This window comes from Streptomyces otsuchiensis (assembly GCF_004305975.1).
GTDB classification, from domain to species: Bacteria; Actinomycetota; Actinomycetes; order Streptomycetales; family Streptomycetaceae; genus Streptomyces; species Streptomyces otsuchiensis.
Window position 1 is genome coordinate 1 of record NZ_BHZI01000137.1, and the last position, 16,387, is coordinate 16,387.

Annotated in this window: 17 protein-coding genes; 10 read left to right on the forward strand and 7 right to left on the reverse strand. The window is 71.1% G+C overall.

Features of this window, described 5'->3' with window-relative positions; all coding sequences use genetic code 11:
- Window positions 1-935: PQQ-dependent sugar dehydrogenase (locus tag E0D90_RS14615; RefSeq protein WP_130798588.1), on the forward strand; the 935-nt coding region annotated here is incomplete at its 5' end.
- A 62-nt stretch (window positions 936-997) separates the two neighbouring features.
- Here the strand turns inward: E0D90_RS14615 and E0D90_RS14620 are convergent.
- Window positions 998-1,303 (reverse strand): DUF8827 family protein, encoded by a 306-nt coding sequence (locus tag E0D90_RS14620; RefSeq protein ID WP_103529162.1) that lies wholly within the window; start codon window positions 1,301-1,303, stop codon window positions 998-1,000.
- A 279-nt stretch (window positions 1,304-1,582) separates the two neighbouring features.
- On the opposite strand from E0D90_RS14620, the gene E0D90_RS14625 reads away from it, so the two are divergent.
- The 4 genes from E0D90_RS14625 (at window position 1,583) to E0D90_RS14645 (ending at window position 6,162) form a co-directional block, all read left to right on the forward strand.
- Window positions 1,583-2,371: an SDR family NAD(P)-dependent oxidoreductase gene (locus E0D90_RS14625; protein WP_130798591.1), complete on the forward strand. Its 789-nt coding sequence runs from the start codon at window positions 1,583-1,585 to the stop codon at window positions 2,369-2,371.
- Between the two features lie 472 nt (window positions 2,372-2,843).
- Window positions 2,844-3,830, forward strand: a complete 987-nt coding sequence (locus E0D90_RS14630) for a C40 family peptidase (protein ID WP_130798593.1) — start codon at window positions 2,844-2,846, stop codon at window positions 3,828-3,830.
- A gap of 248 nt (window positions 3,831-4,078) precedes the next feature.
- Window positions 4,079-4,741 (forward strand): phosphatase PAP2 family protein, encoded by a 663-nt coding sequence (locus tag E0D90_RS14635; RefSeq protein WP_103504486.1) that lies wholly within the window; start codon window positions 4,079-4,081, stop codon window positions 4,739-4,741.
- 446 nt (window positions 4,742-5,187) lie between these two features.
- Window positions 5,188-6,162 (forward strand): hypothetical protein, encoded by a 975-nt coding sequence (locus E0D90_RS14645; protein WP_174856202.1) that lies wholly within the window; start codon window positions 5,188-5,190, stop codon window positions 6,160-6,162.
- A 39-nt stretch (window positions 6,163-6,201) separates the two neighbouring features.
- Here the strand turns inward: E0D90_RS14645 and E0D90_RS28605 are convergent, their stop codons facing one another.
- Window positions 6,202-6,660: a metal-sensitive transcriptional regulator gene (locus E0D90_RS28605; RefSeq protein WP_438827399.1), complete on the reverse strand. Its 459-nt coding sequence runs from the start codon at window positions 6,658-6,660 to the stop codon at window positions 6,202-6,204.
- A gap of 341 nt (window positions 6,661-7,001) precedes the next feature.
- Here E0D90_RS28605 and pstS point away from each other — a divergent pair, with 341 nt between their 5' ends.
- From pstS to pstB, 4 genes are all read left to right on the forward strand, one after another.
- Window positions 7,002-8,126 (forward strand): phosphate ABC transporter substrate-binding protein PstS, encoded by a 1,125-nt coding sequence (gene pstS, locus E0D90_RS14655; RefSeq protein ID WP_227870232.1) that lies wholly within the window; start codon window positions 7,002-7,004, stop codon window positions 8,124-8,126.
- 71 nt (window positions 8,127-8,197) lie between these two features.
- Entirely contained in the window at window positions 8,198-9,181 is a 984-nt protein-coding gene (gene pstC, locus E0D90_RS14660) for a phosphate ABC transporter permease subunit PstC (RefSeq protein ID WP_130798597.1), read from the forward strand.
- 131 nt (window positions 9,182-9,312) lie between these two features.
- Window positions 9,313-10,347, forward strand: coding sequence for a phosphate ABC transporter permease PstA (gene pstA / locus E0D90_RS14665; RefSeq protein WP_103500187.1), 1,035 nt, complete (start codon window positions 9,313-9,315; stop codon window positions 10,345-10,347).
- 30 nt (window positions 10,348-10,377) lie between these two features.
- Window positions 10,378-11,154 (forward strand): phosphate ABC transporter ATP-binding protein PstB, encoded by a 777-nt coding sequence (pstB, locus tag E0D90_RS14670; RefSeq protein ID WP_103500182.1) that lies wholly within the window; start codon window positions 10,378-10,380, stop codon window positions 11,152-11,154.
- A gap of 166 nt (window positions 11,155-11,320) precedes the next feature.
- Here the strand turns inward: pstB and E0D90_RS14675 are convergent, their stop codons facing one another.
- The 5 genes from E0D90_RS14675 to E0D90_RS14695 form a co-directional block, all read right to left on the reverse strand.
- A complete protein-coding gene (locus E0D90_RS14675; RefSeq protein WP_130798599.1) occupies window positions 11,321-12,322 on the reverse strand; it encodes an inorganic phosphate transporter in 1,002 nt (333 codons plus the stop codon).
- Window positions 12,323-12,326: 4 nt separating this feature from the next.
- Window positions 12,327-12,947: a DUF47 domain-containing protein gene (locus E0D90_RS14680; RefSeq protein WP_103500180.1), complete on the reverse strand. Its 621-nt coding sequence runs from the start codon at window positions 12,945-12,947 to the stop codon at window positions 12,327-12,329.
- A gap of 176 nt (window positions 12,948-13,123) precedes the next feature.
- Window positions 13,124-13,468, reverse strand: a complete 345-nt coding sequence (locus E0D90_RS14685; RefSeq protein ID WP_103500186.1) for a DUF2516 family protein — start codon at window positions 13,466-13,468, stop codon at window positions 13,124-13,126.
- A gap of 290 nt (window positions 13,469-13,758) precedes the next feature.
- Window positions 13,759-14,256 carry a hypothetical protein gene (locus E0D90_RS14690; RefSeq protein WP_130798601.1) on the reverse strand — a complete coding sequence of 166 codons (498 nt, stop codon included), beginning with the start codon at window positions 14,254-14,256 and terminating at the stop codon, window positions 13,759-13,761.
- Window positions 14,253-14,756: a helix-turn-helix domain-containing protein gene (locus E0D90_RS14695; RefSeq protein ID WP_130798603.1), complete on the reverse strand. Its 504-nt coding sequence runs from the start codon at window positions 14,754-14,756 to the stop codon at window positions 14,253-14,255. The genes E0D90_RS14690 and E0D90_RS14695 overlap by 4 nt, the downstream gene beginning before the upstream one ends.
- A 648-nt stretch (window positions 14,757-15,404) precedes the next feature.
- On the opposite strand from E0D90_RS14695, the gene E0D90_RS14700 reads away from it, so the two are divergent.
- Window positions 15,405-16,028, forward strand: coding sequence for a histidine phosphatase family protein (locus tag E0D90_RS14700; protein ID WP_130798608.1), 624 nt, complete (start codon window positions 15,405-15,407; stop codon window positions 16,026-16,028).
- Window positions 16,029-16,387: the final 359 nt, after the last annotated feature.

The window sequence follows — 16,387 nt, forward strand, 5'->3', positions numbered from 1 at the left end:
TTGTTAATAAGAGAAACCCCCCCCCCCCCCCCCCGCCGGCACCCGCCGAGGGCACCGCCACCGTCGAGCGCAGCTACCCCCTCGACGGCATCACCGCCCCGTGGGGCCTTGCGGAACTCCCCGACGGCGACCTGCTGATCGGCTCCCGCGACACCGGCACCATCCACCGCCTCACCCCCACCACCGGCGAGACCTCGGTCGTCGGCACGGTGCCCGGCGTCGACGCCACCGACGGCACCGGCCTGCTCGGGCTGACGGTCGAGGACGGCTTTGTGCACGCCTACTACGCATCCACGGAGAGCGTCCGGATCGGACGCTTCGCCTACCAGGGCGACCGGGCACCGGCGCAGCGACTCGGTGGCTTCTCCGGTGTGGTCACCGGGCTGCCGCGCGCCACGGGTGACGGAGGCGGCCGCGTCGGATTCGGCCCGGACGGCCACTTCTACGCGAGCGTCGGGGCGGACGCCGCCACCGCGGGGACGGGCGAGGCCGGGAAGTTGCTGCGCACGACGGATTCGGGCGCCGCACCGCAGGAGGGAAACGTCGAGCCCGGCTCGCTGGTCTTCGCCGGGGAAGACGCCCAGGTGCAGGGCTTCACCTGGGACCAGGTGGGACGCACCTGGCTCGTGGACGACGACGGTCGTCTGGACCTGATCGACACCACGGTGGAGGGGAGTTCGGCTCCTGAGACGCTCCACACCTGGGACCAGGAGGTGGACCCCGGCTCCCTCACCTACGCGGGAAGCGCGCTGTGGATGACCGACGGTGCCGAACGACGGCTTTGGCGCGCGCCGTTGGACGGACCGCGACTGGTGTCCGAACCGGTGGCGTTGGAACTCGAAGGGGCGGGGCCGCTGAGCGCCGTCCTCGCCGCCGGCGACGGGACACTCTGGGCGCTCGACGAGACGAGCCTGCTCGCCGTCGACATCGGCTGACGCGCGGCGAGCCACTGATCCCGGTCGCGGGAGCGCGGGCTGCGGGAGCGCGGGCGGTCCGGCTAGATGGCCATCCCGTAGACGATCGTGAACAGCGTGCCGAGCGAGCCGATGATGAAGACACCGGTGAGCCCGGCCACGATCAGACCCTTGCCCTGTTCCGCGCTGAAGGTGTCACGCATGGCCGTCGCGCCGATCCGCTGCTTGGCCGCACCCCAGATCGCGATGCCCAGGCAGATGATGATGGCGAGCGCCATGATCACCTGGACCATCGTGCGCGCCTCGGCGCCCAGCGAGGAGAAGGGTCCCCAGTCCGGGGCGATCCCTCCGATGATGCTGGTGATGTCGTCTTCTTGCGCGAGATACATGCTTCACTCACCGCCTTCGCCGTAGCTGCCTCACTCCGGATTGTGCCACGCTTCCTCGCCGTGGGTGGGCGCGGATCGTGCGGTGATGGCCACAACTTGCTCCGCTTAGCGTTGGGTTGGACCGCCGAGGTGTCACCGGGCGGTGGCCCGTTCCGGGAACCGGCTCCGTGACGGCGTCTCAGCTCCCCGGCACGGAGGGCGTCGGCTCGGTCCCGACCTGCGGGAACTACCCGAGTGCGTCCCCTGGGCGCGGCGGGCGCGAAGTCCTACGCTGACCCGATGCAGCGATTCGAGGGGTACCGCGCGCTGGTGACCGGCGCGGGCAGTGGCATCGGCGCGGCGGTTGCGCGGCGGCTGGCGGCGGAGGGTGCGGCGGTCCTGGTGACCGACGTCGACGCGGACCGGGCGGAGGAGGTCGCGGCAGGGATCTCGGCCGACGGGGGCACCGCGGCCGGGTTCGGCTGCGATGTCTCCGAGCCGGAGTCGGTCGCGTCGGCCGTCGGCGCGGTGGTCGAGCGGTTCGGCGGTCTGGACACCCTGGTCAACAACGCGTACGCGGGCAATCCCGAGACCGTCCTGCTGGAGGACTCGCGGGAGGACGAGTGGTTGGGCGCCTTCGACGTGACGCTGCACGGCGCGTACCGCTGCTGCCGCGCGGCCATGCCGCATCTCGCCGCCGCGGGTGGCCGGGGCGCGATCGTGAACATCGGCTCGGTCAACGGTGAGCAGGACTTCGGCGGTCACGCGTACAGCGCGGCGAAGGCGGCGCTCGCCGGGCTGACCCGGACGCTGGCGGTGGACAGCGCGGAGCGCGGGGTGCGGGTCAACCTGGTCGCGCCGGGCACGGTGGACACCCCGTCGTGGAAGGGACGGCCGCAGGCGCTGGTGCGGGCGGCCGGGCACTACCCGCTGGGGCGGGTGGGGCGCCCGGAGGACATCGCCGCCGCGGTGGCGTTCCTGGCCTCGGCGGACGCGGGATGGATCACGGGGGTGACGCTTCCGGTCGACGGCGGCGTCCTGATCGGCAATCTCGCCATGCGCCGGGATCTGGGCCCCGACCGCGACTGACCCCCTGACCCCCCGGCCCTGCGGCACGTCCGCACGGCCGCCCTCCCTTCCGGGGGTACGCCCGGCTCACCGGAGCGCACGGGGGCGGTCACGCCGGGGTTCCTCGGGACGGCCCGTGGCGGGTTTTTCCACCGTTTCGTGCGCTGTTGTGGTGGTGTGTGGACGGCAGTGGGTCACCGGCGCCGCAAGCGTCCCGCCGCCGGTCCGGCCACTGCCGGTGGGGGGCTCCGTGGTCTCCTGGCGGCGGCGGGTGGATTCGGGCAAGCTGGAGTCGCCGTTCGACGTGTGTGAGGTCGTCAGCTTCGTTTCTGCGAGACGAGACGTGACGAGGCATGACGGTCCCTCACCTCACGGACCGGACCGTTCGTCTGACGCCATGTCCGGCGGAGGTCCGGGGCACAACCGTGCCCGGTGCCCCGCCGGAGCCCGTCCGGTGCCCCACCGGACCGCGACCGCACGGAAGGACGCACGCGTGAAGAAGCTGCTCGTGGCGCTGGGGTTCGGCGTCGGCGGACTCACCTTCTTCATGGCCCTGTTGCTCGTCGGCGTCTACAGCAGTGCCGCAGGGCTGCTGGGCGGCTCGGCCAACGGCGGTCAGCTGGCGCGCAATTCGGTTCCCGCCGAGTACGAGGCGCTGGTCCAGGAGTGGGGCAACCTGTGTCCGGAGCTGTCGCCGGCGCTGCTGGCCGCGCAGATACAGCAGGAGAGCGGCTGGAACCCGAACGCGCAGAGCCCGGCCGAGGCGCAGGGCATCGCGCAGTTCATCCCCGGCACCTGGGCCAGCTACGGCCTGGACGCCAACGGGGACGGCCGTGCGGACGTCTGGGACCCGGAGGACGCCATCCCGTCCTCCGCCAACTACAGCTGCGCGCTGGTCTCCCAGTTGCGCGGTGTGCCGGGCGACCCGGTGGACAACATGCTCGCCGCCTACAACGCCGGTCCCTACGCCGTCATCCAGTACGACGGCCCGCCGCCGTACAACGAGACGCAGAACTACATCCGCATCATCCGGGGCGCCGAGGAGAGCTTCACCATGCCGGCGGAGGAGCGGGCGGAGGTCCGCCTGCCGCCGTCGAGCGCCGCCGCCGAGGCGGTGCACTTCGCGCAGGAGCAGCTGGGGACGCCGTACCTGTGGGGTGGCGACGGCGGGCCGGAGGACAACGGCCGGTTCGACTGCTCCGGGCTGACCAAGGCCGCGTACGAGGCCGTCGGGATCGAGCTGCCCCGGGTGGCCAACGACCAGTGGCACGCGGGCCCGCATCCGTCGCGTGACGAACTCCTGCCGGGGGACCTGGTGTTCTTCGCGAACGACCTGAACGACTCCCGCTCCATCTACCACGTCGGCATCTACGTCGGCGGCGGCTATATGATCGACGCGCCGTACACGGGCGCGGTCATCCGTTTCGATCCCATCGACACCGCTGACTACTTCGGGGCGACTCGCCCTGTCGCAGGGTGACGCTATAGTGACTATGGGTAGTGGGGTGCGGGTGTTCGCCGCCGCTGCCGGGCCGCGGCCCCGGCTGTTCCCGTCGTTCCCGCGTCTCTCTTCGGTAACGCCTGTGCACCACTACCGCCAGGTCTGGAACGTGGGGGGTCGCCGAGGGCGTTAGCTGGGCGAGTACGGGACATTCCGCTTTCTCTGGAGCGGCACGCACGACGAACGGCGCCCTCGGGCGCGCATGGACGCTGAAAGGGTGAGCGCCGGTGGCCGAGCTGACCGATCCCGACGTCGATCTGCTCAAGGTCTTCAACGGCTGGGGCCGGAGCCTCGACGGTTGGGCGGCGAGCACCGTCACATTCCTCGGCGAGTACGGCCTCGCCCTGGCCCTGGTGCTGATGGTCCCGCTGGTGTGGTTCCTGGTGCGCCGGCGGCCGGACGCGCCGCAGGCCGTGGCCATGGTCGCGTGGGCGCCCCTGGCCGCCGCCGTCGCCTACGGCTTCAACCAGCCGATCAGCGCGCTGGTCGCGAGACCGAGACCCTTCCTGGACCATGCCGACGTCATCCCGATGATCGAGGGCAAGGGTGGCTGGTCGTTCGTCTCCGACCACTCCTCGGCCGCGATGGCGATCGCGGTCGGGCTGCTGCTGGTCCACCGCAAGCTCGGCCTGGTGGCGGTCGCCCTGGCGCTGTTCCAGGCGATGCTGCGGCTGATGCTGGGCGTGCACTACCCGACGGACGTCGTCGGCGGCATCGCCCTGGCCACGGCGGTGACCCTGCTGCTGCTTCCGCTGGCCGTGTGGGCGCTGACCCCGCTGGTGCGCTGGTGCGCCGGGATCTCCTGGCTGCGGTGGATCGCCCCCGGCCCGGAGGGGGGCCCGGGTGCCGCCCGGCCGCGCGCGCCGCTGGAGAAGGATCTCGCCGCCTGAGCCGATCCGGCGGTGACCCGCCGTACCCGCCGTACCCGGTGTACCGCCCGCCCGCCCCACCTGCCGTGGTGCGGGCGGCCGGGCGTCCGGGGGGTTACCCCGGGAGGGTGAACCGGCGGATCGGGGTCAGGGTGCGGGGCCCGGGTGGAGCAGCACATGGGCGGCCGCCTCGTCGCGTGCCAGCGGTCGTGACCGCCGCGCGGCTCCCGACCACCCACAGCTGCAGTGCGGGGCCAGGAACGGGCCCCGCTCGATGAGGTTGATCCGGTGATCCGGCCGGATTCCGGCCGACCGGTCGTCATCGCGATAACCGTGCACCCCTCCACCGTACCCAGCACCCCCGGGTTGTGAGCCGGGGCGGCCCCGTGACGGCTGCCCCGGCCGCTTCGTTATGCCGTCGACGACATGACGAAGCGGCTGTTGGGGGTCGGCGGACCATGGGAGTGATGCGGCGCACGGCGCCGCGGGCCGGGCTGCTGCGCCGGCCGCGACGCGGCGGAGCGCCGCCGGCCGGACGGGCGGCCGTGCTGCTGGCCGCCGCCCTGACGCTCCCGGCCTGTTCGGCGGCGGACGTGACGGCCGACGGCAAGCCGCCGCCGGACGCCGTCACGGTGATCCGCGGGGTGCCGGACGCCCTGGCGGGCACCACCAGTTCGCGGGCCACCACCTCGGTGCGGATGGCGTCCGGCGGTACGCGGATCACCATCCACGGCGAGGGCGTCTTCGACTACCGGCGGCGCGTCGGTGAGCTGCGCGTCACCCTGCCGGAGGGGCCGACCGAGGACCGCCGGGCGCCGGTGACGGAGCTGTTCACACCGGGCGCGCTGTACATGAAGAACCGGGGTGCGGGCGTCCCGCCCGACAAGTGGGTGCGGGTGGAGACCCACTCCCTGCCGGACGGCAACCTCGTGACCGGCGGTGCCACCGACCCGATCACCGCGACCGAGCTGTTGCGCGGTGTGCTCACCGCCGAGTACCACGGCGAGGTGGACCTCGACGGCGAGACGGTACGGCTCTTCAGCGGGGTCACCGACATCTCCGCGGCCTCCCGGGCCGCGGCCGACGAGGACCGCCGCCGTCAGCTGGCGGCGGCGGTGGAGGCGTTCACGGAGACGGCGGTGCCCTTCGACGTGTACCTGGACGAGCGGGGCGTGCCGCGCAAGGTCCGCCACCGGTTCAGCTTCGGCGGTGTCTCACGGGAGGAGGCGACCGGGGTGGAGGTCGTCTCGGTCACCGAGCTGTACGCGTTCGGTGTCCCGGTGGAGATCCGGATGCCGGAGCCGGGTGAGATCTACTCCGGCACGGTCGTCGTGGACCAGGCCCGTGAGGACGCCGAGGGCGCCGAGGGCGCCGAGGACGCGCGGGGCGCCGGAGACGCCGCGGGTGGCGGGGGAGACGCGATCCGCGCCGCCGCCGGCTGAGGCCGAACGGCGGCGGGCTCGCACGAGGGACCGCCGCCGTCAGGTGCGCAGCAGCCGCGCGATGGCCGCCGTGGCCTCCTCGACCTTGGCGTCGACCTGCGGGCCGCCCTCGACCGCCGCCTGGGCCACGCAATGCCGTAGATGTTCCTCCAGGAGCTGCAGGGCGAAGGACTGGAGCGCCTTGGTGGAGGCGGAGACCTGCGTCAGTATGTCGATGCAGTAGACGTCCTGCTCGACCATCCGCTGGAGCCCGCGCACCTGCCCCTCGATCCGGCGCAGCCGCTTGAGGTGGGCGTCCTTGTCCTTGCTGTAGCCGTGCACATGCCTGCCGGGGTCCGTGCCGTCGGTGCCGGGGGCCGTACCGTGGTGGCCGGCGTCGTGTTGGCCGGTGCCGGCACCGTGGCCGGGCGTGGCCGGTGCGGTGGCGGGCGGGTGGCTTCCGCCGGTGGTGGCCTCCGGTCCGGGCCTGTCGGCCGGGGTCTCCCTGGCGATGGTCATCACGGTCCTCCCGCGGCTAAATACCCCATGTGGGTATATCGTATCGAATCGCTGCGGCGCCGCCACCCGCCCGTACGTTCCCGGGCGGCGCACCGGGCGGGACGGGCTTACCGTTCTACCGATATGGCTGTTCACCCGGCGGAACCCCGCGCGACACTCACTGACCGTGCTCCCGTCACTGCCGGGGGCGATCAGTCGTGGAGCGGTCACGAGGGCGCCGCTCTTGGTTCATCTTCCGTTCATCTACGACGGTCGGTCGATTCACTTCGCGTCCCTACGTTCGATCTGTGCGGCCGAGTCCGCCCCGAGCCCGGACGCCGATGGGAAGGAACCGAACGACTGTGAAGCTCCTCTGTGCTCCGCGTCGCCGCGCACTCGTCCTGGGTGCGGCCACCGCAGCCGGCGTCCTGCTTCTGACCAGCTGCGGAACCGACGACAACTCCGGTCTCCCGGGAGCGGTGGACTTCACCTCCGACGCCGTGGAGTGCGGCCCCGAGGGCACCGCCCTGGCCTCCGGCTCCACCGCGCAGGCCAACGCCATGGAGGTCTGGGTGAACATGTACCAGACCAACTGCGAGAACGGCCAGGTGAACTACAAGGCCACCGGCTCCGGCGCGGGCATCCAGGAGTTCCTGCAGGGCACCACGGCCTTCGGCGGCTCCGACTCGCTGCTGAGCGAGGCCGAGCTGGACCAGTCCCGCCGGGTCTGCCGGGACGGCGGCGAGGCCATCCACCTGCCGATGGTCGCCGGTCCGGTCGCCATCGGCTACAACGTCCCCGGGGTCGACGACCTGGTGCTGGACGCCGAGACGCTGGCGAAGATCTTCGACTCGCAGATCAACCGCTGGGACGACCCGGCGATCGAGGCGCTCAACCCGGACGCCGAGCTGCCGGACATGGCCATCACGCCGTTCTCCCGCTCCGACGGCTCGGGCACCACCGACAACTTCACCTCCTATCTGCACGCCGCCGCGCCGGACGCCTGGCCCTACACGCCGGACAAGGTGTGGCGCGGCAAGGGCGGCCAGTCGGCCGACGGCTCCTCCGGTCTGGTCGGCATGGTCCAGCAGAACGCCGGGGCGATCAGCTACTTCGAGCTGTCCTACGCGCACCAGAACGCGATCGACACCGTGTCCCTGGACACCGGCGCGGACGAGCCGGTCGCCGCCACCGTCGAGAACGCCTCCCAGGGTGTCTCCGCCGGGCGCGTGGTCGGCGAGGGCGACGACCTCGCCATGGAACTGGATTACACGACCAGCGACGCGGGCGCCTACCCCATCGTGCTCATCGCGTACGAGATCATCTGTGACCGTGGCAACAACCCGGCCACTCTCGACCTCACCAGGGCGTTCCTCGGCTTCACGGCGAGCGAGGAGGGCCAGGAGGTCGTCACCGACATCCACTACGCCGCCATCCCCGAGGAAGTGATCACGCAGGTGCGCGAGCGCGTCCAGGAGATGTCCTGACCTCCGCCACCGGCGCCTGACCCCCGGCCCCGACGCCCCTCCCGAGCTCCCGAGACGGAAAGACCTGCGAGATGCCTGCGATACAGACCGACTCCTCGCCGCCCGGCGGCGGCCTGGAGCCCGAGCCCCGGCGGACGTCCGCCGTGCGGCCGGGCGACCGGATCTTCAGCGGCCTGTCGAAGGGCGCCGGGATCACCCTGCTGGTGATCATGGCCGCCATCGCCGTCTTCCTGTCGATCCGGGCGGCCGTGGCCATCGAGGCCAACGACGGCAACTTCCTCACTACCTTCGAGTGGGACGCCAACGCCAGCCCGCCGTACTTCGGGATCGCGGTGCTGCTGTTCGGCACGGTGGTCAGCTCCGTGATCGCGATGGTGCTGGCGGTGCCGGTCGCCGTCGGGATCGCGCTGTTCATCTCGCACTACGCGCCGCGCCGGGTCGCCGGGATCCTCGGCTACGTCGTCGACCTGCTGGCGGCGGTCCCCAGCATCATCTACGGCCTGTGGGGCGCGCTGTTCCTGGTGCCGCAGATGACCGGGCTGTACTCCTGGCTCGACCAGTTCCTCGGCTGGACCGGCGTCTTCGCCTACGACAACACCCCGGCCCGCTCGCTGATGACCGTCGGCATCCTGCTGGCGATCATGATCCTCCCGATCATCACCAGCGTCACCCGGGAGATCTTCAAGCAGACGCCCAAGGCCCACGAGGAGGCCGCCCTCGCGCTGGGCGCCACCCGCTGGGAGGTCATCCGGATGACGGTGCTGCCGTTCGGGCGCTCGGGTGTGATCAGCGCCTCGATGCTCGGCCTCGGCCGGGCGCTGGGCGAGACCATGGCGGTCGCCACGGTGCTCTCCCCGGCGTTCCTGATCAACATCAGCCTGCTGGAGTCCGGCGGCGGCACGTTCGCCCAGAACATCGCCAGCCAGTTCAAGGAGGCCGGCTCGATGGGCCGCGACGCCCTGATCGCCTCCGGCCTGGTGCTCTTCCTGCTCACTCTGCTGGTCAACGGCGCCGCCCGCCTGATCATCGCCCGTCGCAAGGAGTTCACCTCGTGAGCGACACCGTGAAGGACCTCAACGGGCGGACGCCCGCCACCGCGGCCACCGGCAAGGACGGCGCCGCCGCTGACGGCGGTTCCCCGGGCGGCGAGGGGCGCAACGGCAAGCGTTCCGGCTCTACCCGCGTACTGCGGCCCGCCACGCTCAAGCAGCCGCGGCTGCCGCGCTGGGCACCGGCCGCCCTGGTCGCCGGTTCGCTGGGCGTCGGTGTTCTCACCGGTGTGCTGGGCGGGCTGGAGAGCCGGCTGCAGTGGGGCCTGATAGCGGCGCTGGTCTTCGTCGCCGCCACCTTCGCGGTCACCACGATCGTCGAGGGACGCCGGCAGGCCACCGACCGGCTCGCCGCCAGCCTGGTGTGGACGAGCTTCGTCGTGGCGATCCTGCCGCTGGCCTCCCTGCTGTGGGAGACCATCGCACGCGGCATCCCCGGCGTCAGCTGGTACTTCCTGACCCACTCCATGAACGGCGTGCTGTCCTGGCAGGAGGGCGGCGGTATCTACCACGCCCTGCTGGGCACGGTGCAGCAGGTGCTGCTGGCCTCGGTGATCGCCATCCCGATCGGTCTGCTCACCGCCGTCTACCTCGTGGAGTACGGGCGGGGCCGGCTGGCGAAGACCATCACCTTCTTCGTCGACGTCATGACCGGCATCCCGTCGATCGTGGCCGGCCTCTTCGTCCTCAGCATGTGGATCATGATGCTGGGCTTCGGCTACTCCGGCTTCGCCGGTGCGCTGGCGCTCTCCATCCTGATGATGCCGATCGTGGTCCGCTCCACCGAGGAGATGCTCAAGCTCGTCCCCGGTGAACTGCGGGAGGCGTCGCTGGCGCTCGGCGTGCCCAAGTGGCGCACCATCCTGAAGGTCGTGCTGCCCACCGCGATCGGCGGCATCACCACCGGTGTGATGCTGGCGCTGGCCAGGATCGCGGGCGAGACCGCCCCGATCATCCTGCTGGTCTTCGGCAGCAACATGATCAACAGCAACCCGTTCGAGGGCGCCCAGTCCTCGCTGCCGCTCTTCGTCTACGAGCAGTGGGCCTTCGGCACCGAGTCGGCGTACGACCGCGCCTGGGCCGCGGCGCTCGTCCTGATCGCCTTCATCATGATCCTCAACCTGGTCGCCCGCGGCATCGCCCGCTGGAAGGCCCCGAAGACCGGCCGCTAGGCCATCGGAAGAAAGCGAGCGACGACACCCATGGCCAAGCGCATCGACGTCACCGGACTGACCGCCTTCTACGGCGCCCACCGCGCCATCGACGACATCTCCATGCACGTGGAGCCCCGGTCGGTCACCGCCTTCATCGGCCCGTCCGGCTGCGGCAAGTCCACCTTCCTCCGCACCCTCAACCGGATGCACGAGGTCACCCCCGGCGGCCGCGTCGAGGGACAGGTGATGCTGGACAACGAGGACCTCTACGGGCCGGGCGTCGACCCCGTGCAGGTCCGCCGCACCATCGGCATGGTCTTCCAGCGGCCGAACCCGTTCCCCACCATGTCGATCTACGACAACGTGGTCGCCGGGCTGAAGCTCAACGGCAAGTTCAGCCGCGCCGAGCTCGACGACGTGGTGGAGAAGAACCTCCGCGGCGCCAACCTCTGGAACGAGGTCAAGGACCGGCTGAACAAGCCCGGTTCCGGTCTCTCCGGCGGCCAGCAGCAGCGGCTGTGCATCGCCCGCGCCACCTCCGTCGAGCCCGACGTGCTGCTGATGGACGAGCCCTGCTCCGCCCTGGACCCGATCTCCACCCTGGCCATCGAGGACCTGATCAGCCAGCTGAAGTCGCGGTTCACCATCGTCATCGTCACGCACAACATGCAGCAGGCGGCCCGCGTCTCCGAGCGCACCGCCTTCTTCAACCTGGCGGCGGTCGGTCAGCCCGGCAAGCTCATCGAGATCGACACCACCGACAAGATATTCTCCAACCCCACCCAGCAGGCGACCGAGGACTACATCTCCGGCCGCTTCGGCTGACGGCCCGGTCGGGCCCGGCTCGGTCGGCCCGGCCCGCGTCCCGTGAGACCTTCCGCCCGCCGCACGAGCACCCCGGTGCCATGTGCGGCGGGCGGCGTCGTTCCCAGCGGTGGGAGGCAGGCGGGAGACAGAAGTGACGGCGCGCGCCGTGGACGGCGGCCCGGCCTCAGACCGGCAGCAGCAGCGCGCCGAGCCCGTACAGCGCGGCCGACACCAGCGCCACCGCGGGCAGCGTGACGAACCAGCCCGTCACCAGGGTCCGCGCCACCCCCCAGCGCACCGCCGTCAGCCGGCGGGTGGCGCCCGCGCCCATGATCGACCCCGTCACCACATGAGTGGTGGCCACCGGGGCGTGGAAGATGAAGGCCGAGGTGAACATCACCGACGCCGCCGCCGACTCGGCGGCGAACCCGCGCGGCGGGTCCACCGCGAACACCCGGCGGCCCAGGGCCCGCACCACCCGCCAGCCGCCGGCGTAGGTGCCCGCCGCCAGCATCAGCGCGCACACCACCTGCACCCACAGCGGCACCGCGGCGCCGGAGTCGGCCTCCCCGGCCACCACCAGCGCCAGCACCACCACACCCATCGCCTTCTGCGCGTCCTGCAGCCCGTGCCCCAGCGCCATCCCCGCCGTCGAGACGGTCTGGGCCGCCCGGAAGCCGCGCTGCGCCCGGTGCGGCTGCGCCCGCCGGAAGGCCCACATCAGCCCGGCCATCACCAGGTAGCCCACCGCGAGCGCGGCCAGCGGCGCCGCGAACATCGGCAGCACCACCTTCAGCAGCACCCCGTCCCAGTGCACGACGCCCGAGCCGGCCAGCACCGCGCCCACCAGCCCGCCGAACAGCGCGTGCGAGGAGGAGGACGGCAGCCGGAAGTACCAGGCCGCCGCGTTCCAGGCCAGGGCCCCGGAGAGCGCGGCGAAGAGCATCAGCATGCCGCGCGCGCCGCCGGGCGGGGAGACCAGTCCCTCGCTGACCGTCCGTACGATCGCGGTGCCCAGGAACGCCCCGGCCAGGTTCATCAGCGCGGCCATCGCCACGGCCACCCTGGGCGTGAGCGCCCGGGTGGAGACCGAGGTGGCGATGGCGTCGGCGGAGTCCCGGAAGCCGTTGACGCAGGTGAAGAAGAGGGCCGCGCCGATCACGACCACCAGGGCGAAGGTGTCCAAGGGGTCAGGACTCCTTGACCACGATGGACTCCACGGTGTTCGCGACCTGCTCGAAGGCGTCTGCCGCCTCCTCCAGCACGTCCACGATCTGCTTGAGCTTCATCACCTCGATGGCGTCGTAGGAGCCGTCGAAGAGATGGGCGAGGAGCTTGCGGTGCACCCGGTCGGCCTGGTTCTCCAGGCGGTTGACCTCGATCCAGTACTCGGTGAGGTTGTCCATGGTCCGCAGCTGCGGCATCGCCTCGGCGGTCAGCTCAGCCGCCCGGCACAGCACCTCGATCTGCTGCTCCACACCCTCCGGCAGCGTCTCGACCTTGTAGAGGACCACCAGGTCGACGGCCTCCTCCATGAAGTCCATGATGTCGTCGAGCCGGGACGCCAGGCGGTAGATGTCCTCACGGTCGAACGGCGTGACGAACGTCGAGTTCAGTTCGTGGAAGATGGCGTGGGTGGTGTCGTCCCCGGCGTGCTCGGCGGCACGCATCCGGTCCGCCAGTTCGGCGCGGCCCTCGGCGTCGGCGCCGAGCAGCTCCTGGAGGAGCTTGGAACCACTGAGGATGTTGTCCGCCGCGGTGGCGAAGAGGTCGTAGAAGCTCGTCTCCCGCGGCGTCAGGCGAAAGCGCACTGGGTGTCCTCTGCGGTTCATCGGGTGTTGTACCCGACGATGCTAGAGGCACATTCCGGCCACGGCTAACCCCGGCGGGTGTCCGATCGATCACGCTTCGGTCTCCGCCGGGGTCTACGGTCTCCGGTCCGTGCCGGCCGCCGCGCGTCCGCGGTGCGCGGGGGCGCGGGTCGGCGTCAGCGGCCGCCGTTGTAGGGGCCGTACGGGCCGTCGCTGCTGCTCCATCCGCTGCCGCCGCCCCGGCCACCGCCACGGCTCACGCCCTGCACGGCGGGGCGGACGTCGACGATGTAGACGATCGAGGCGATCACGCCGACCAGCACCAGCAGCATCATCGGGACGAACAGCTGCACCGCCACCGAGATGCCCAGGATGATCAGCCAGAACGGCTTGGTCTGCTTGTCCACGGCGCGGAACGCGTCCTCGCGCTGCAGCGCGGCGTGGACCAGGGCGAAGATGCTCATCACCAGAAGCGCGAGAAAGAGCAGGCTCACCAGCCAGTTGAACCCTGAGAGGAGCATGTTCTCCACCACCATGTCGGTCTGTTGGCCGTCAGTGTCTACGCTACCGGCTGCGCGTGACCAAGGCACTCATGCGGACGGTCCGGCACGGCCCGAAGCGGGCGGTTCCGGGCTCCGCGCGCCGTCCGGCCTCCGGCGTGCGGCGGGCGCCGCGTGCTCCGGGAGCGGGCCTGCTTGCGGGCCTCCCCGTCACGTGCCCCCACCGGCGCCGTTCACGCCTGGCGCCGTTTCACGCCTGGCGCCGCGCGGACGGTGCGGTCCGCGCGGCGGGCGGGACCCGACGGGGTCGGTCAGGGGGCCTTCGGGCCGTCACCGCGCCCGGTGGAGTCGTCGCCGGAGGTGTCCGGGACGTCGCCGGTCAGGGAGGACGCGTCGTCGGGGACCTCGGTGATCGTCACCGACTCCACCCGCTCCACGACGACCTCGGTCTTCTCGCCCTCGGCCGGCTCGTCCTTCTCCGCGCCGGAGCGCACCCACTCCTCGACCGGGCCGCGCCCGCGCTCGGCCAGCTCGCCGTAGGTCTCACGGGCCTTGGCCGCGTACTCGCGGGCGGTCTCCGCGCCCTGCTGGGCGAAGCTCTGCGCCTGCTCGCGCAGTCGCGGCAGCTCGTTCTCGCGGAACTCCTGCACGCGGCCAGGGGCCTCGGCCTTCAGCTTGTCGAACGTGGCGGGCAGCCCCCGCAGCTTCTCCGCCGCGAGATCCATGGTGCCCGCCGCGAAGTGAACCGCGCTGGAGTTGCCGATGGTCTTGCGGAAGTCCTCGGTGCCGGCCATGTCTGTGCCTCTCATCCCTCGTTGTCGTGCGTGGTCTTCGCGTCGTGCGGGCCGCTGCCCGGAGTGGCGCCGGGCGCACCCGGTCCGTCCCCGTGGGCACCGCCCCCGGCGTCTTCGGCGTTCCCGGCCTCCCCGGCCCCCGGCTCGGGGGCGGACGGCGCGCTCGCCCGGCGGAAGGAGGCGTAGATCTCGATCAGCGCCTGCTTCTGCGCCTCGGTCAGCACCGGGTCGGCGAGTACCGCCTCGGTCACCGACGGGTGGCCGGTCTCCTGGCTGTCGCGCACCTCTTCGTCGAGGATGCCCGCCCGCACGTAGAGCGTCTCGGCGGAGATCTCCAGCCCCTTGGCGATCTGCTGGAGGATCTCCGCGCTGGGCTTGCGCAGCCCGCGCTCGATCTGGCTCAGGTACGGATTCGACACCCCGGCGGCATCGGCGAGCTGGCGCAGCGACAACTGCGCCTGGCGGCGCTGCTCCCGCAGGAACTCCCCGAGTCCATGAACGTCGAACGGAACCATGCGACCAGCCTGCCGGATGTTGCTAGCTATTGCAAGCGGCCTGCTTGCAAGTGTGCCCCATGCCTCTCCGGAGCCGCCGCGTCCGCCCTGTGGATCCGCCCGCCATCCCGGATGACCACGTCCTTCTCCGGGCCTGCCGCCGCTGCGTCGTCGCGCGCACAGGCGCGACACTTCCCGCCCGGATCAGGGCTCTGGGCCGGCCTTGCCCACCGCCGCTACCGGCTTCGTCCACCGAGCCGAGATCCTTCCCGGCCTGGTCCGAGTCAAGGGCACGAAGTCGAGCCGGACGGGAAGGCGCCCTGGCTGACAGCAGCCGGATCCCCCGGGAGCGTCGCGCTGATCCACATTCGTATCTCCCCGCTGGAGGAAAGTGGCGACGCGCGACGACTTCTACGTCTCCCTCGGCAGTAAGGCCAGATTCCATCAACGCTTCCCCGTCGAGATCCCGGTTTCGCGGGACATCCGCATCTGGCGCACGAAGACGGTGACGTCGTCAGTCGCGGAGATCGAGTGTCGGCTCGGCAATCCCGGAAGGCGTCCTCACGCCTGTCGTCAACTGAGCCAGTGCGGCAGCGACGGAACTACGCACAACAAGCTCAGCGTCCATCCCGGTATACAAGATCGCGGATGACGACGGAGACCCGGGATATGACAGACACCTCCACTCGATACCTCTACCTCGCCCGGCACGGTGAGGCGTCAGCAGATGAGACGACCCTGACGGAGAGCGGCCGGCGCCAAGCCGTTCTCCTCGGTGAACGGCTCCGGAACACCCCGCTTTCGGGGATCTGCCACGGCCCGTTGCCACGGGCGGAGCAGACGGCCCAGCTGATCAGCGCACAACTCGACGCCGTCCCACTGTGTCGGTCGGAACTGGCCGGCGACTACATTCCCTACCTGCCTGCCAGGGAGGAGCTTCCGCCGGGTTCGGCCGACGCCATGCTCAACTTCCTCGCTCGGGTTCCCGAAGAAGAACGCAATCGCGGTCCGGTACTGGCTCGGGAAGCACTTGCGGAATTCACAGGTCCGGTCCGCGGCGATCACCCTCGCCATGAACTGGTCGTCACCCACAACTTCCTCATCGGATGGCTGATCCGAGCTTCCCTCGACGCACCCGAGTGGCGCTGGATGGGCCTCGACCACAACAACGCAGCTCTGACGGTTATCCGATACGCACCCGGCAGGCCGCCTTCCCTGCTTTTCTGCAACGACATGCGGCACCTGCCCGCAGAACTGCGCTGGACCGGCTTCCCGCCCGAACTTCACATCTGACCACGAGGGCCGTTTACCGGACTTGAGTGAGACGACCTTGCGAAACCCGTCCCGCTCAAGTCAGAGCACCGCAGGTCAGGGAACCGCCTCGCCCGGATCTGTCCGAGACCGGACATTCCTGGAGCGGGCGTCCGTGTACGGGGCACTCGGTCCGTGCCGCGTCGACCGGGGACTATTGCGTCATGAGAAGACCTCTCCGTCTTGCCGTCAGGCCGCTCGGCGCAGCCCCGCTCCTGCTCCCGCTGGGAGGCTGCGTCATGGATTCCGGCACGGCCAGTGGCCCCCCGTTATGTTCTTCGCGGTCCTGCAAGAGGGCCGCTGGCCTTCGGGCCCGGCATGACTGTTGCCCCCTGTCGAAG

Coding starts and splice junctions, on each gene's coding strand:
- E0D90_RS14620 (WP_103529162.1), bottom strand. CDS start 1,303: ATGTATCTCGCGCAAGAAGACGACATCACCAGCATCATCGGAGGGATC.
- E0D90_RS14625 (WP_130798591.1), top strand. CDS start 1,583: ATGCAGCGATTCGAGGGGTACCGCGCGCTGGTGACCGGCGCGGGCAGT.
- E0D90_RS14645 (WP_174856202.1), top strand. CDS start 5,188: ATGCGGCGCACGGCGCCGCGGGCCGGGCTGCTGCGCCGGCCGCGACGC.
- E0D90_RS28605 (WP_438827399.1), bottom strand. CDS start 6,660: ATGACCATCGCCAGGGAGACCCCGGCCGACAGGCCCGGACCGGAGGCC.
- pstC (WP_130798597.1), top strand. CDS start 8,198: ATGCCTGCGATACAGACCGACTCCTCGCCGCCCGGCGGCGGCCTGGAG.
- pstB (WP_103500182.1), top strand. CDS start 10,378: ATGGCCAAGCGCATCGACGTCACCGGACTGACCGCCTTCTACGGCGCC.
- E0D90_RS14685 (WP_103500186.1), bottom strand. CDS start 13,468: ATGCTCCTCTCAGGGTTCAACTGGCTGGTGAGCCTGCTCTTTCTCGCG.
- E0D90_RS14690 (WP_130798601.1), bottom strand. CDS start 14,256: ATGAGAGGCACAGACATGGCCGGCACCGAGGACTTCCGCAAGACCATC.
- E0D90_RS14695 (WP_130798603.1), bottom strand. CDS start 14,756: ATGGTTCCGTTCGACGTTCATGGACTCGGGGAGTTCCTGCGGGAGCAG.
- E0D90_RS14700 (WP_130798608.1), top strand. CDS start 15,405: ATGACAGACACCTCCACTCGATACCTCTACCTCGCCCGGCACGGTGAG.